Source organism: Sphingobacterium sp. UBA7038 (genome assembly GCF_002494055.1).
In the GTDB taxonomy this organism is placed as follows: domain Bacteria; phylum Bacteroidota; class Bacteroidia; order Sphingobacteriales; family Sphingobacteriaceae; genus Sphingobacterium; species Sphingobacterium multivorum.
In genome coordinates, this window is record NZ_DLAV01000037.1 from 1 (window position 1) to 16,265 (window position 16,265).

The 16,265-nt window shown below is 38.3% G+C and carries 14 protein-coding genes and 1 tRNA gene; 12 read left to right on the top strand and 3 right to left on the bottom strand.

Going from position 1 to position 16,265, the window contains the following annotated elements; translation table 11 throughout:
- Positions 1 to 24 precede the first annotated feature (24 nt).
- Positions 25 to 98, bottom strand: a tRNA-Pro gene (locus B3H30_RS21090).
- Between the two features lie 342 nt (positions 99 to 440).
- Between B3H30_RS21090 and rplS the strand changes: the two genes are divergently transcribed.
- From rplS to B3H30_RS21115, 5 genes are all read left to right on the top strand, one after another.
- On the top strand, positions 441 to 788 hold the full coding sequence (gene rplS, locus B3H30_RS21095) for a 50S ribosomal protein L19 (protein WP_046671854.1): 348 nt from the start codon (positions 441 to 443) through the stop codon (positions 786 to 788).
- Positions 789 to 1,083: 295 nt separating this feature from the next.
- The gene (locus B3H30_RS21100) at positions 1,084 to 2,169 is read left to right on the top strand and encodes a carbohydrate-binding family 9-like protein (RefSeq protein WP_070563028.1); all 1,086 of its coding nucleotides are present in this window, start codon (positions 1,084 to 1,086) and stop codon (positions 2,167 to 2,169) included.
- 123 nt (positions 2,170 to 2,292) lie between these two features.
- The gene (locus tag B3H30_RS21105) at positions 2,293 to 3,903 is read left to right on the top strand and encodes a CTP synthase (protein ID WP_070563031.1); all 1,611 of its coding nucleotides are present in this window, start codon (positions 2,293 to 2,295) and stop codon (positions 3,901 to 3,903) included.
- 39 nt (positions 3,904 to 3,942) lie between these two features.
- Positions 3,943 to 5,769 (top strand): membrane protein insertase YidC, encoded by a 1,827-nt coding sequence (gene yidC, locus B3H30_RS21110; RefSeq protein ID WP_070563034.1) that lies wholly within the window; start codon positions 3,943 to 3,945, stop codon positions 5,767 to 5,769.
- Between the two features lie 118 nt (positions 5,770 to 5,887).
- Positions 5,888 to 6,673, top strand: coding sequence for an META domain-containing protein (locus B3H30_RS21115; RefSeq protein WP_115046679.1), 786 nt, complete (start codon positions 5,888 to 5,890; stop codon positions 6,671 to 6,673).
- Positions 6,674 to 6,787: 114 nt separating this feature from the next.
- Here the strand turns inward: B3H30_RS21115 and B3H30_RS21120 are convergent, their stop codons facing one another.
- Entirely contained in the window at positions 6,788 to 8,137 is a 1,350-nt protein-coding gene (locus tag B3H30_RS21120) for an acyl-CoA dehydrogenase family protein (protein WP_217493514.1), read from the bottom strand.
- 354 nt (positions 8,138 to 8,491) lie between these two features.
- Here B3H30_RS21120 and B3H30_RS21125 point away from each other — a divergent pair, with 354 nt between their 5' ends.
- From B3H30_RS21125 to B3H30_RS21140, 4 genes are all read left to right on the top strand, one after another.
- The gene (locus B3H30_RS21125; RefSeq protein WP_046671848.1) at positions 8,492 to 8,716 is read left to right on the top strand and encodes a hypothetical protein; all 225 of its coding nucleotides are present in this window, start codon (positions 8,492 to 8,494) and stop codon (positions 8,714 to 8,716) included.
- 147 nt (positions 8,717 to 8,863) lie between these two features.
- Positions 8,864 to 9,067, top strand: coding sequence for a hypothetical protein (locus B3H30_RS21130; RefSeq protein WP_070563040.1), 204 nt, complete (start codon positions 8,864 to 8,866; stop codon positions 9,065 to 9,067).
- Positions 9,068 to 9,192: 125 nt separating this feature from the next.
- Positions 9,193 to 10,542, top strand: a complete 1,350-nt coding sequence (gene purB / locus B3H30_RS21135; RefSeq protein ID WP_070563043.1) for an adenylosuccinate lyase — start codon at positions 9,193 to 9,195, stop codon at positions 10,540 to 10,542.
- A gap of 72 nt (positions 10,543 to 10,614) precedes the next feature.
- Entirely contained in the window at positions 10,615 to 11,169 is a 555-nt protein-coding gene (locus B3H30_RS21140; RefSeq protein WP_070563046.1) for a NifU family protein, read from the top strand.
- A 124-nt stretch (positions 11,170 to 11,293) separates the two neighbouring features.
- Here the strand turns inward: B3H30_RS21140 and B3H30_RS21145 are convergent, their stop codons facing one another.
- The gene (locus B3H30_RS21145) at positions 11,294 to 13,711 is read right to left on the bottom strand and encodes a glycoside hydrolase family 3 N-terminal domain-containing protein (protein ID WP_083295827.1); all 2,418 of its coding nucleotides are present in this window, start codon (positions 13,709 to 13,711) and stop codon (positions 11,294 to 11,296) included.
- Positions 13,712 to 13,881: 170 nt separating this feature from the next.
- On the opposite strand from B3H30_RS21145, the gene B3H30_RS21150 reads away from it, so the two are divergent.
- The 3 genes from B3H30_RS21150 to B3H30_RS21160 are packed head-to-tail and all read left to right on the top strand — an operon-like array spanning position 13,882 to position 16,252.
- Positions 13,882 to 14,730, top strand: a complete 849-nt coding sequence (locus B3H30_RS21150; RefSeq protein WP_070563052.1) for a transketolase — start codon at positions 13,882 to 13,884, stop codon at positions 14,728 to 14,730.
- A 1-nt stretch (position 14,731) separates the two neighbouring features.
- Positions 14,732 to 15,685: a transketolase family protein gene (locus tag B3H30_RS21155; RefSeq protein WP_046671842.1), complete on the top strand. Its 954-nt coding sequence runs from the start codon at positions 14,732 to 14,734 to the stop codon at positions 15,683 to 15,685.
- Positions 15,686 to 15,706: 21 nt separating this feature from the next.
- Positions 15,707 to 16,252, top strand: coding sequence for an RNA polymerase sigma factor (locus tag B3H30_RS21160; RefSeq protein WP_046671841.1), 546 nt, complete (start codon positions 15,707 to 15,709; stop codon positions 16,250 to 16,252).
- The last annotated feature ends 13 nt before the right edge of the window (positions 16,253 to 16,265 follow it).

The following is a 16,265-nucleotide window of genomic DNA, read 5'->3' on the forward strand; positions in this document are numbered from 1 at the left end:
AAATTTGAGACAGCTTCTTTTAAGTCGGGGTGGCAGGATTCGAACCTACGACCTCCACATCCCAAATGTGGCGCGATACCGGGCTACGCTACACCCCGAAAAGGTATCACCTTTGTTTTGTGTGGCACAAATATCGAATCATTTTTTGACTTTGTCAACACCCTATAGAAAATTAATCACTAAACAGCTGATTGATTGCATAATATTTTTATCAAAAGAATATATTCTATTGAATTTAGCAATCAAAAACCCTTTCCATATAGCCTACAAAGGAATATTCAAAATATCTTTAGATTATCCATTTCATTTTCATATCTTTGCATCCGATTTGAATATCAGTCAATAGTTTTTTAAAAAAGTATTTTTATATTCAGAAAATAAGTCGTAATATTGCATTCCGATTTTTACAGGATATAAATCGTTAATAATTACTCGAAATCATGGATTTAGTAAAATTTGTAGAAGAACAAGCGGTAGTAAAGAATGAAATTCCCGCTTTCAAAGCTGGAGATACCATCAGCGTTCATTATAAAATTCGCGAAGGAAATAAGGAGCGTGTACAGGTGTACCAAGGTGTAGTAATTCAATTAAACAGCGAAGGTGCTAACGCTACTTTTACCGTTCGTAAAATCTCAAACGGTGTAGGTGTTGAACGTATTTTCCCTGTAAACTCACCAAACATTGAAAAAATTGAAGTAAACAGCTACGGTAAAGTTCGTCGCGCGAAATTATTCTATTTACGCGGCCTTACTGGTAAAGCTGCTCGTATTAAATCGAAAAGAATCTAATTACGACTACCACGGCATAAAAAAAGGCTTTGAAATCATTCAAAGCCTTTTTTTATACCCTACCACCCGTAGCTTCCAAAACGCAGGTCATACAAACCACTGCTTCTGTAATAAATTTAGGACAATTATATATTGTTTCCTAAAATCACACCCTCCTCTTTGCCGCGCTAAAACATTTTACTTACTTTTAGCTTCGTATCTGAAAGGTAGAATCGTAGATGATCACAATAGTTAAAAACATCCTAATTTTGTTCCATCTTCACTTTGCTGCCGTTAAAAATCAAACTGTATCTTGATGAGAATTATAGCTTTTATCCTTGCTTTTATAAGCTATCCGACCTTTACTTTTGCACAACGGAATCTGAATGAATTTCTTCAGTTACAGTCGCGCCCTGAAACCTATTATGTACACCCAGCAACAGATGCAATCACGATTGACGGAAAGGACGATGAGGCTTCCTGGTCAAAAGCGCCATGGACAGACTCTTTTAAGGATATTGAGGGATTAAATAAGCCTGTTCCTACTTTTAAGACGCAAGTCAAGATGCTTTGGGATAAAGAAAACCTTTATCTTTTTGCCAAGCTTCAAGAACCTCATATCAAAGGATATTTAAGACAGAAAGATACAATCATCTATCATGACAATGATTTTGAGATCTTTCTCAAGCCAAATCTATTCTCTCCGGAATATATAGAGATTGAAATAAATGCATTAAATACAGTTATGGATCTTTTGATGACTAAACCTTATCGCTTTGGCGGTAGGGCTAATCTAAATTGGGACACAAAAGATATTGAAACTGCAGTCTATCATGCCGGGTCCATCAACAATCCACAAGACAAGGATGAATTTTGGACTGTGGAAATGAAAATACCTGTAAAAAGTCTAAAATACTTTGGCGAAGGAAATCAGATCAAAGTAAATGAAACCTGGAAGATAAACTTCTCACGCGTTCAGTGGCATTATGACAACACCGAAACCACCTACAGCAAGAGAAAAGACAATACGGGTAAGACGCTCGCTGAAGAGAACTGGGTATGGTCTCCAATCGGCCTCGTTAATATGCATTACCCCGAGCGATGGGGACATATAAAATTTGTTGATGATGCAAACCATCAACCTATCGACCAGCAATTCCTCGCGCTCGAAAAAGTTACCTGGAATATCTTTTACCTGCAACAGATCTATAGAAACGATAAAAAACGTTATGCAACGTCAATTCAGGAGTTAAGCAAATTATATCCTGAAATTATAAATGAGCAAAAAAATTATGAGATTGTATTTTCAAACAGTATTAATTTCTATCGCATTGAAATCAAGTCAAAAGCACAGCCTACATTAAAGACGACAATCGATAGCCAAGGTAACATCTATTTTTAATTTAATTATTCGAGCGATCTTCAATTCTGATTTTGAATAAAAATTGCTATCTTTGTATCCCGTACATAAAGCAACTATTATTGGTCATTTTGACCACATAAAATTGAAAATCCTTTAATTGTTATGACTAAATATATTTTTGTTACGGGCGGCGTTACTTCGTCGTTGGGGAAAGGTATTATTGCTGCCTCCCTTGCTAAACTTCTCCAGGCGCGTGGCTATAAAGTTACCATTCAAAAATTCGACCCTTACATTAACATCGACCCAGGAACATTAAATCCATATGAGCATGGAGAATGCTATGTTACGGAAGATGGTGCTGAAACAGACCTTGACTTAGGTCATTACGAGCGCTTCCTGAACGTCCCTACTTCACAAGCAAATAACGTCACGACAGGCCGCATCTATCAACACGTTATCCAACAAGAACGTGAAGGTGCATATTTAGGAAAAACTGTTCAAGTGATTCCCCATATCACAGATGAGATAAAACGCAGAATGCAACTGTTGGGTGAGTCTGGTGAATATGACATTATCATCACTGAATTGGGCGGAACCGTGGGCGATATTGAGTCCTTACCTTTTGTGGAGGCCGTAAGACAACTTCGCTGGGAATTAGGAGCCAATAATTCGCTGGTTATCCATTTGACTTTAGTCCCTTACCTAGCTGCTGCAGGTGAGCTTAAAACTAAACCTACGCAACATTCAGTAAAAACATTATTGGAATATGGTGTACAACCAGATATTCTAGTGTGTCGTACTGAACATAAATTATCACAAGAAATCCGTAAAAAATTAGCGCAATTCTGTAATGTCAACATCAACGCCGTCGTAGAATCTATCGATGCGTCGACGATTTATGACGTTCCATTACTGATGCTAAAGGAGAATCTTGATAAAACAGCATTAACAAAGCTAAAACTTTCCAACAAAAATGAGCCTGATTTAGAAAATTGGAAGAACTTCCTTGGCAAACTCAAAAACCCAACTAGTGAAGTGAATATTGCTTTGGTTGGAAAATATGTAGAACTTCCAGATGCTTACAAGTCCATTATCGAAGGATTTATCCATGCAGGAGCAACAAACGAATGTAAAGTAAAAGTAAGCTATATTGCTGCTGAAAGTGTTACAAAAGAAAATGTTGCTGAAAAGCTAAAAGGTATGGATGGAGTTTTGGTTGCTCCAGGATTCGGCGAACGCGGTTTGGACGGCAAGCTAAATGCTATTCAGTATGTTCGTGAAAATAATATTCCGTTCTTTGGTATCTGTTTAGGTATGCAATGTTCGGTTATCGAATTCGGAAGAAACGTGTTGGGGTTAAAAGATGCCAACAGTTTTGAAATGGATGCCAACACCAGCAATCCGGTCATCAATTTGATGGAAGAACAGAAGAATATCACCAATATGGGCGGTACAATGCGTTTAGGTGCTTACGACTGCGAAATTAAAAAAGGAACTAAAGCCTTTGCCATCTATGGTAAAACAAAAATTTCTGAAAGACACCGTCACCGTTATGAATTTAACAATGACTATTTAAAACAATATGAAGCAGCTGGAATGATTGCTTCAGGATTCAACCCGGAGACTGGATTAGTTGAAATTGTCGAATTGAAAAACCATCCATTTTTCGTTGCCGGACAATTTCATCCAGAATTAAAGTCAACTGTTGCAAATCCTCACCCACTTTTTGTTAGCTTTGTAGCCGCTGCTTTGGCCAACAAAAAATCAAAGTAGTAATAGAAGGATACAATTAATTAAGTTTAATTATTAAAAATGGATAGAAATACCCTAATTGGTTTGGTCCTGATGTTTGCTATCATCACTGGTTCATTTTACCTGATGAAGCCTTCAGAATCAGAAATCAAACAAGAACAAGCGAGACAAGAGGCTAAAGCGCGTACAGAAAAAGGACTGCCTGCCGAAAGTGACTCTACCGCTAAAGCCAAAGCAGCACAAACAGCAGTGATTGCTGATTCGGCGGAATTGAAAAAACCTTTTGGCGCGACAAAATTTGGAACGGAGAAAGTCATTACGATTGAAAACGAGAAAATCATTGCCAAAATCAGTACAAAAGGTGGTAAGGTTAAATCCGTAGAACTAAAAGGCGAAAAGAATTTCAATGGAAAACCGTTGATGCTTTTTGATGGCGACGACAACAAGTTTGGTTTTCAATTTAACGCAGCTGGTCAAAATGTGTCAACAAATGATTTATACTTCAGTACAGAGTCTTCGGATATCCAAGTTTCTGCTGAAGGTAAACAATCTGTGAAATTCCGACTAAATTACAGTGCCGATCAATATATTGAATATGTATACTCGATTGCTGGCAAAGGTTATAATGTAGGACTGGACATTAACACAAAAGGGATACAGAATTTAATTCCGCAGAGTCAAAAAACGTTGACCCTGAACTGGAACACCACGTTGAGACAGAAAGAGCAAAACATAGAATCGGAAAGACAGAAATCTACCCTGTATTATAAAGAAGATAATAAAGTAGATCACCTTTCCGAATCAAAAGATGCTGATGAAGCATTGGAGAAAAAAGTACAATGGATTGCATTCAAGCAGCATTACTTCTCTAGTATCCTCAGCACTAAAGATGGCTTTGTCAACGCAAAAGTGGATGTAAAACATGCGTCAGAAACCGATATCGTTAAATTCTACAACACAAACGCGGAATTAGCATTTGATAACCACAAAGACAACAACTATTCCTTAAACTTCTTCTTTGGGCCAAATCAATACAATGTATTGAAGGCTGAAGGAAATGATTATCAATCGATTATCAATATGGGTTGGGGCCCTATGCGTTGGATCAACCAATGGATTACAGTACCTGTATTCAACTTCCTGGATGGTTTCCATATGAGCTACGGTATCGTTATCCTTTTATTGACATTGATGTTGAAGTTGATTCTTTCCCCAATGACCTACAAGTCTTATGTCTCTATGGCCAAAATGCGTGTTTTAAAACCGCAGCTGGATGAGATCAAAGCAAAAGTGGGTGAAGACAATCAAATGTTGATGCAGCAGGAGCAAATGAAATTGTACAAACAGGTTGGTGTGAATCCACTTGGCGGATGTCTTCCTCTTGTCTTACAAATGCCATTTACCATTGCGTTCTTCTACTTCTTTCCAAATTTATTTGAATTGAGAGGACAAAGCTTCTTGTTTATGAAGGACATGTCAACTTATGATACGCTATTCACATTTGCACCTATTTTTGGATCATTCAATCACATCTCTTTGATGTGTATCTTGATGACATTGACAACACTGTTAACGACCTGGTATAACAACGCTACATCTGGTGCTACAGGACAAATGAAATACATGGGCTATATCATGCCGTTGATTTTCTTCTTTGTTTTGAATAGCTTCCCAGCGGGTTTGAATTACTACTATTTCTTAAGTGCATTATTTACGTTCTTAACGCAGTTGGTTATTCGCACTATGGTGAATGATGAGAAAATCTTAGCTAAATTGGAGGAAAATAAAAAGAATCCAAAAGCAGATAAAAAATCGAGCTTCCAAACGAAAATGGAAGAAATGATGCGTGCACAACAACAGGCACAACAAAATAAAAACAAATCGTAAGATTTATCCTACTGATAAAGAAGGCTTCTAATTGGAAGCCTTTTTTTGTTTGTGAACTTTTGTAGCATTTTGTCAAACCAAACGTTAAAAAGGGTGTTAATAGGTTAAAATTTAGAATATGAACTTTAAAAACATCGCCATACTGGCCATCTTAATCGTTAGTCTTGGAAGTTGCTCTGTGATCAAGAAAAACGCGAATGAGCAGAACACAGACAGTAGCCTGTCGTCAGTAATTGGAAAAAAATGGCAATTGATTGAAATCAATGGACAGCCAGTAGCGGCTCAGATCAACGGCAAAATGCCTTACCTCCAGCTGGACGAAAAAAGTTACAGTGCAAGTGGGGGATGTAATGGCATCGGTGGAGAATTGACTTTATCAAAGAATGGAAAGGTTAAATTTGCTCAGGGTATGTCTACGATGATGGCCTGTCCGGATATGTCTATTGAACAAGCCTTATCCAAAAACCTTATTGCTGCAGATAATTATACGGTTAAGGATGGTATTCTTAGCTTAAACAAAGCGAAAATGGCTCCCCTGGCAAAATTTAAACTGATTCAGGACAATAAGCAACAACTTAGTGGAACTTGGGAACTTGATTATATATCCGGCCCACGGATTGCTTTCGACGGCCTATATCCCAATCGTAAACCAACCATGATCTTTGATGCTTCCAGTGGTAAAGTAAACGGAAATAGCAGCTGCAATAACTACAATATGACTTTTAAAACGAATGGAAACACCATCAATTTTGGCCCCATTATGTCGACAAAAATGGCCTGTGAAGGTAATGGTGAAGCAACCTTCTTTTCGACCTTAGAAAAGGTAAATACCTTTAGCATAAGCGAGAATACATTGACATTTATCATGGGAGATATTGCTATTATGCGATTCAAACGGAAATAGAAAATTAGATTTTTGCTCCAAATGAAGTAAAACTGGCGTTGTTACGGAACAACGCCAGTTTTATATATTAAGCGATATTTGGCAACAGAATGCCAAAGACCAGCCTGATAATCCCTAAACAAAGGCACTAAATCCAGTTATACTTCTACCAACAATAAGTGAATTGATTTCTTTTGTCCCCTCATAGGAATAAATGGCTTCAGCATCGGCCAAAAAGCGTGCGACATTATATTCCAACAGAATACCGTTTCCGCCCATGACCTCTCGAGCCTTGGAAACAATATCCCTCGTACGTAAAGAACAGAAGACTTTGGCCAGCGAGGCATGTTCATCTCTTAGCTCACCCTTATCCTGTAATTCAGATAATCTGAAGACAAGCGTTTGCATGGCCGTTAAATTGGACAACATTTCGACCAGGTGATTTTGAATAAGCTGAAAAGAGGCGATTGGTTTACCAAATTGCTTCCTTTTACGTGTATAATCCAAGGCATTTTCATAGGCACCTCTCGCACATCCAACGGCCATCCAAGCAACACCTGCTCGCGTCATCTGAAGAACCTTTCCTGTATCTTTAAAGGAATTTGCATTTTGCAGGCGATCACTTTCTGGAACGATGCAATTCGCTAAAGTAATAAGACCATTCTGTACAATACGCAAAGCCATCTTATCTTTAATTTTCTCAACTGAAAAACCTGGGTTATCTTTTCGTACGATAAAACCTTTAACTTCATCATCATCAAGATCCCTAGCCCAAACAATGGTTATATCCGAAAAGGTGGAGTTCCCGATCCATTTTTTCTGACCATTTAACACCCAACCTTCGGCGGTCTTCTTACAGGTTGTTGTCAATCCGCCCGCTGCTCCCGACCCTACTTCGGGCTCGGTTAGACCAAAAGCACCAATCACTTGCATTTTCTGCATTCTAGGCAACCACTCCTGTTTTTGTTCTTCGGATCCGCATATATAGATTGATCCCATAGCCAAACCACTCTGTACGCCAAAAAAAGTCGCTACAGAAGCATCAACACGTGCTATCTCAGCTGCTATGATCCCTTCCATTAAAGAACTCCCCCCCATACAGCCATACCCATCGTAGGTATAGCCACAAATATTTAAAGCGGCTAGTTTCGGTATAATTTCAAAAGGAAATTCATCTCTTAACCAATATTTATTGACAATTGGCTTGACTTCAGTCTCCATAAATTCCCGCACCTTCAATTGCAATGCACGATCTGAATCGTTTAATTTGCTATCCATAGCATAGAAATCACCATTGATAGGAGGTAATTCCTTTTTTTCTTTTCCTGCACTCAGCATTTTCATTAAGCCATGAAGCTGCTTATCATCCATTTTTGATACGGCATCCATTACTGCTCCCAAGTCCACTTTCTTCGATATTTCTTCCAATTTGCCAAAGTCTATTGATTTTGCCAAATCCATTATATTCTTTACTTTATCAAACATAATTGCAATTTCTTTTTAAGTGTTTACTTTTTAAAATAAGAAAAATAATCGAAAATTGTTTGTTATCAGTACCATCTTATCCCCAGATTGGCTAAAATACATTCACACAAGCTCAGCACAACAAACACACAAGAACGACACAACGATCACCCTTCCTTAGCCCTTGTTAAGCTAAAGGATGACACAAGCCGAGACTTGTGGGATACCATCTTATTCTAAACAAATTAAACAACTTAAATTCAGTCATTTATATATTATTTTAAAAAAAACATATTTTTTGGGTTACCTTTTTTGGTTACGTGTATTAAGAGATGAAAAAGAAAATTATTTCAATTTAAATTAGAAAATTAGAAAATGAAAAACGCATTAAAATTCGGTTTCTTAGGTTTAGCTTTAACTGTAGCTTTCGCATCTTGTAACAATTCAGAGAAAAAAGCTGAAGGTGCTGCAGATTCAGCTTCTGCTTTAGTTGATTCAGCTGCTAACACATTAGATTCAGCTGCTACTAAAGTTGATTCAGCTGCTGCTAAAGTTGATTCGGCTGCTGCTAAAGTTGATTCAGCTGCTACTAAAAAATAATTTAGGACTGAATAGAGCTTTTGGAAGGCCTTTTTTACGAAAGGCCTTTCTTTTTTTTTCAAAAAAAGAAATACAGGGGTTACCTTTTTTGTTTAATGGTATTAACTCCTAAATAACAAGATTTAAAAATATTTTAATTTTAATAAAATGAAAAACGCATTCAAATTCGGTTTCTTAGGTTTAGCTTTAACATTGGCTTTCGCATCATGTGGTGAAACTGCTAAAAAAACTGACGCTGCTACTGATTCAGCTAACGTTGCTTTAGATTCAGCTAACACTCAATTGGATTCAGCAAAATCTGCTGTAGATTCAGCTGCTGCTAAAGTTGATTCAACTAAAGCTGCTCACTAATTCTCTGAAAAGAATTTACACCGTATAGAAAGCTTCCTTCAGCAAGGAGGCTTTTTTTATATCTACACCAATTAAATTGCTAAGCTCCAAGCATTTTTTTACCTTTGCCAAAAATCATTCAATCTATGGCTTTATCATCTTTAACAGCAGTTACGCCTATTGACGGACGCTATTACAATAATACTAATGAACTTTCAGCATTTTTTTCCGAATTTGCCTTAATAAAATATCGTGTACGCGTAGAAGTCGAATATTTTATTGCATTAAGCGAGTCTGGTATCGCTCAATTGCAACAGTTTGACAAAACACTAAATGAAAAATTAAGGGATATCTATAGGAATTTTTCTGAAGAAGATGCCATTTGGATCAAAAACACGGAGAAAGTTACGAACCATGATGTTAAAGCTGTTGAGTATTTTCTAAAAGATCAATTTGAAAAATTAGGATTACAGGACTACCTTGAATTTATTCATTTTGGTTTGACTTCACAAGATATCAATAACACAGCCATTCCACTTTCCTGGAAAGAAGCAATTAAAGAGAGCTATACACCTGCAATCGAAGAATTGCTTCATGAATTGAAATCTTTGGCAACTTCGTGGTCAGAGATCCCGATGTTGGCACGTACCCATGGACAGCCAGCATCTCCAACTCGTTTGGGCAAAGAGTTCTATGTTTTCATTGAACGTATTGAACGTCAATTGCAACTATTACAGCAAGTACCGTATTCAGCTAAATTTGGTGGAGCGACTGGTAATTTTAATGCGCATCACGTTGCATATCCAGCGACAAATTGGATCGATTTTGGAAATAATTTCGTCAACAATATCTTGGGTTTAGACCGTTCACAAACGACCACGCAAATTGAGCACTACGATAACTTTGCGGCAAGTTGTGACGCCTTAAAACGGATCAACAATATTGTCATCGATTTATGCCGTGACATTTGGACATATATTTCGATGGAATATTTTAAACAAAAAATTACTGCCGGTCAAATCGGTTCTTCGGCTATGCCACATAAAGTCAACCCGATAGACTTTGAAAATGCAGAAGGAAATTTAGGTATTGCAAATGCAATTTTCGAGCACCTTGCAGCGAAGTTACCTGTTTCCCGTCTTCAACGGGATTTAACAGATTCTACGGTATTACGTAATATTGGTGTTCCATTTGCACATACCCTAATTGCTATTAAATCAACTTTGAGAGGGTTACGCAAATTGATCTTAAACGAACAGGCATTAGCCAATGATCTTGAAAATAATTGGGCTGTTGTTGCGGAGGCACTACAAACTATACTAAGAAGGGAAGGTTATCCTAAGCCGTATGAAGCTTTAAAAGACCTAACACGTACCAACACACATGTTACGAAAGAAACGATAGCGACATTTGTTGATAATCTAAATGTGTCAGCGGAAGTTAAGGCGGAACTAAAAGCAATCAGTCCTTCGAACTACACAGGTATTACTTTATAAGCTTTTACTTATAGATGACCTTAAGAAAGCTTCTTTTGACCTATATTTGCTTGGAATAAAAATAGATAATACATGGCTACGATTAACGTATATACAGAGTCTACACCCAATCCTTCTACAATGAAGTTCTTGGTCAACAAATTGTTGATCAACGGTAGTGTAGATTATCCAAATAAAGAAGCAGCACAAGATTCACCGTTTGCACTTGAATTATTCAAATTTAACTTTGTCAATGGGGTATTTTTTGCAAGTAACTTCGTGACCATTACCAAAACTGAAGATGCGGAATGGGAAGACATTGAAGCTTTGCTAAAAGACTTTGTAAAAGGTGCTGTAGAGTCTGAACTTGCTGTAAAAACGGTACACCACGATACAGAGGTTAATTTTGAAGGTACTGAAACTGAAGTGAAGATACAACAAGTATTACATGATTATGTGAGACCTGCTGTTGAACAAGATGGTGGAGCAATCCATTATAAATCCTTCAACGAAGGTATTGTGACAGTTGAACTAAAAGGTTCTTGCAGTGGTTGTCCATCCTCGACAATCACATTAAAAGCAGGAATTGAGGGATTGTTGAAACGCATGGTTCCAGAAGTGACTGAAGTAGTGGCAGAGGCCATGTAATCACAGCTATTCGATACAATAAAAAAAGGATTCAGTAGTTAATTTTGCTGAATCCTTTTTTTTATCCCCTAAGTCCTAAGGAATGATTGCCATCCGTCATCTATTTGGTCTGGCAATTTTAAACCTAATTGACCACTTCAAATGAATCCTTAAGCGGAAGATTAACAGAAGAATTACCGATAAATAGTTCAAATTTGCCAGGTTCAACTGTCCAGTTATTGTGCTGATCCAAAAGTTCCAGGTGGGCAGGTAGTATTGTAAACCGTATGGTCCTTTTCTCTCCTGGATTAAGTTCAATTTTTTCAAACCCACGCAAATCCATCTCATATGTCGTTACCGAAGACAGCACATCTTTGATATAAAGCTGAACAACTTCGGCGCCTTTCCTCTTCCCTATGTTTTCAATATCAACCGTAACTGTAAGGGAATCCGTTGGTCTGATCTGTTTCTTCGTGAGTTGTAAATTTGAAAAACTAAAATCTGTGTAGCTTAATCCATATCCAAAAGGGTATAAAAAGCCAACAACCCGACTATTTCCCCACCCATTGGGTCCGACCCCGGGTTGCCCCGCCTGTGCAGCGGGCTTGGTCGGAAAATTCATCTCAACCTGTCCTACAGACTTTGGAAATGAAATGGGCAATTTTCCACTAGGGCTATACCCTCCAAACAGCATTTCGGCAAGAACATTTCCCGACTGATTACTAAGAAACCAACTCTCCACAATTGCAGGTAGATACTTATTTTCCCAATTGACAGTAAGTGGACGACCATTGACAAGTACCAGCACAATAGGTTTACCTGTTTCTTTCAATTTCATTAAATAGTCGCGTTGCTTGCCTGGCAAATTTAGATCTGACCTCGATCGACTTTCACCGACTTCCCGTTCCGACTCGCCCATTACTGCTATGATTAGGTCTGATTCTTTACCGAGACGGACACCTTCGGCCATCTTTTCCAGCTCCTCACTTGACAAGTCTGTTGGAATAATCTCACTCTCAGGCCAGTTTTTATCCACGACATCTACCCCTTTTGCATAATCAACCCGAAGTGCCTTTGTTTTTCCATAGTTTATAATCCCATCTTTGATGGTTGTGATTGGGTTATTGGATGGCCCGTATCGACTTGTCGTATAATTTGTTGCTTCTGCCATTGGTCCCGTAACCAAAATTCGTTTGTATTTATTCACGTCTATTGGAAGAAGATTCTGTTCATTTTTCAACAGAACAATAGACTCCTTATTCATTTGAAGTGATACTTCTTCATCTGCGGGGGTATGCACCTTTTTATCGGCTATCGCTATATCTTCTCTCAATGGATGATCAAATAATCCCAATTTAAATTTCACCGTCAGGACTTCGCGAACCCGCTGATCCAATATTTTGGTATCCAGCCCCCCTTCCTCTATTAGTTCCATTAACGGTGTTAGATAGGTACTCGGTGGATCAAAATTTGTCCGCACATTCAAACCCGCCTCCAATGCCTGTTTAATAGCCTCTTTATAGTTTGCAGCAACATGGTGTTTGTTGTAAATAAACTCTAGGGCCTCGCTATCAGAAACTACATATCCTTCAAACCCATATTCTTTGCGGAGTAAGTCCTGCAAAAAATAACTACTGGCAGATACCGGCACGCCATCATAATCATTATAACTACTCATGACTCCTAAAGGTTTGGCTTCCTTTATGACCCTTTTAAATGGATAGAGGTGAAGCGAATGCATCTCACGAAAGCCAACATGCGGATCCGTTCGTGCATTGCCATCTCTCCCCCCTTTGGGCACAGAATAGACCGCATAATGTTTCAATGTGGATGCGACGCCATTTTTTTGAATCCCCAAAACAACTTGTTTTCCCATTTCGGCAATATGAAACGGATCTTCTCCATAGGTTTCAACCACTCTTCCCCATCGTGGATCTCTAGAAACGTCAAGAATAGGCGTATAAACATTTGTATAGCCAAGATACTTGGCTTCCCTACCAATTATATCACCAGCTTTACGTACCAGCGCAGTATTCCATGTACTTCCAATATTGATTGGTGCCGGCAAGGAGGTAGCCCGATCATGGTTGAGTCCATGAATTCCTTCATTGGTAAAATCAACCGGAATACCAAGTCGTGTATTTTCCACAAACCATCGTTGAACATTATTTAAGGCTTGCGCGTGGCGGCTAAAGGGATACGAAAATGAACTTTTTGCCGACTTATTATAAGCTAAGCTATTCAACATTTCGTCAATATTGGCCAAGCCGTATTTCCAAATCTCTTTGTCCCAAGCGGCAGTGGGCTGTTCATCCTTCAAAACCCGCCCATAACCGTAAAGTGTGACAGTCTGATTGGCCTTTTCTTGAACAGTCATTTGGCGCAACAAATCTTCCACGCGACTGGCTATTTTCTGATTGGGGTCTTCATAAATATCCTTTTTTCCATTTTTGTTAAAATCGATCCAATCCTTATGATAAATGTTGCTGTGCTGGGCAGAAGAATGCAAATATAGGACTGAGAGCGCTGAAATAAAAACGCAGCTTTTGAGTTGATTAAGCATTATGCTGAAAATTGTTGGTTTTATAAAGTGAAGCAAGGTACAAAAAAAATAAAAATCTGCAGGCCAAATACATTGTCAGTCTGGAATAAGTCAATATAAATTCATTTTTTAACAAGCATCTAGCTTAAAAATAGTTAACTTTACGACCAATTGTGAAACCAACAAAAAAAATGAGTGCAGATATTAACAAACTAGAACAAATTGCATCACAGGTAAGACGTGATATCGTACGTATGGTACACGCTTGTCAATCAGGACACCCAGGTGGTTCGTTAGGTTGTACAGATTACTTTGTGGCGCTTTATTTCAATGCAATGAAACGCAATCCTTCCTTTGACATGGATGGAAAAGGAGAAGATTTATTCTTCCTGTCAAACGGACATATCTCTCCTGTATTTTACAGTACATTGGCACGTGCGGGATATTTTGAAGTGAGCGAATTAGCAACGTTCAGAAAAATCAATTCCAGACTTCAAGGTCACCCAACAACGCACGAAGGTCTTCCAGGTATTCGTATTGCGTCGGGATCATTGGGACAAGGATTATCTGTTGCAATTGGAGCCGCACAAGCAAAAAAATTGAATAAAGACAATAATCTAGTTTATGTATTAATGGGTGATGGCGAATTGCAGGAGGGCCAAGTTTGGGAAGCTGCGATGTATGCACCACACAATAAGATTGACAATTTAATTGCTACTGTTGACTATAACAAAGCACAAATTGACGGATCTACAGATCAAGTATTATCTCTTGGGGATCTTCGTGCAAAATGGGAAGCATTTGGCTGGGATGTGATGGAAATTGCTAAAGGCAATGATATGAATGCTGTTGTTGCAGGTTTAGCAGAAGCTAAGTCACGCACAGGAAAAGGTAAACCAGTCATTATTCTGATGCATACTGAAATGGGTAACGGTGTTGATTTTATGATGGGTTCTCATAAATGGCATGGTGTTGCTCCAAATGACGAACAATTGGCGTCGGCATTGAATCAGCTTACAGAAACTTTAGGAGATTACTAGAATGAAAAAATATACTTATACAGAGTCAAAAGATACACGTTCAGGATTTGGTGCGGGATTACTAGAAGCAGGAAAGCAAGATGAGAATGTAGTTGCATTATGTGCTGATTTAATTGGTTCGTTAAAAATGAACGATTTTATCAAAGAATTTCCAGAACGTTTTTTCCAAATCGGTATCGCGGAAGCTAATATGATGGGAATTGCTGCCGGACTTACGATCGGTGGTAAAATACCATTCACTGGTACATTCGCAAATTTCTCAACAGGACGTGTTTATGATCAGATTCGCCAATCGATTGCATACTCGGACAAAAATGTAAAAATTGCAGCGTCGCATGCCGGCCTAACCTTAGGTGAAGATGGTGCAACTCACCAAATCTTAGAAGATATCGGCTTGATGAAAATGTTGCCAGGAATGACAGTGATCAATCCTTGTGATTTCAATCAAACAAAAGCCGCTACGATTGCAGCAGCAAAATATGAGGGACCAGTTTATTTGCGTTTTGGCCGTCCCGTAGTTCCTAACTTCACTCCTGCTGATCAAGAATTTGTGATTGGTAAGGCGGTATTATTAAATGAAGGAACGGATGTTACGATCATTGCTACAGGTCATTTAGTATGGGAAGCTATCCAAGCTGGCGAGAAATTAGCTGAGTTGGGTATCAACGCTGAGATTATCAATATCCATACCATCAAACCTTTGGATGAAGAAGCTATTTTAAAATCTGTTGCGAAAACCAAATGTGTCGTAACGGCAGAAGAGCATAATCGTCTTGGCGGTTTGGGTGATAGCGTTGCTCAAGTGTTAACAAGAGAGTTACCTACTCCACAAGAGTACGTTGCCGTAAATGATAGTTTTGGAGAATCAGGTACTCCTGCTCAATTGATGGAAAAATACGGTTTGAATGCTGCGGCTATTGTGGCTGCGGTTCAAAAAGTAATCAAAAGAAAATAACAAAACTACGCAAGTCAATATATGGATGACGCTTTAATTATAGCAAAATTCGCCGAAGAGAGTACGCGAGAAGAAGCTTTCCGTTTATTGTTGAAGAAATATCAACAGAAGATTTATTGGCATGTGCGAAGAATGGTCATCGATCATGACGATGCGGACGATGTTGTTCAAGATATCTTTGTCAAAGTATGGAAAAACCTTGGGAATTTCCGTGAAGACTCACAATTATACACTTGGCTTTATCGTATCGCAACAAATGAATGTATTACCTTCTTAAATAAGAAAAAGCAAAAGCAGAACGTGTCGTTGGATGACGACACGACTGCTTATTTGGCAGAAACGCTTGCTGATGGCAATTATTTTAACGGTGATAAAGCTCAAATGAAATTACAACAGGCTTTGTTGACTTTGCCAGAAAAGCAAAAATTGGTCTTCAATATGAAATATTTTGAAGATATGAAATACGAAGAAATTTCAGAAGTACTCGGAACAAGTGTCGGAGCGCTTAAAGCCTCTTATCATTTAGCTGTCAAAAAAATAGAGGCATTTTTTAACAACAACGATTAAACCTTTTAGCGAA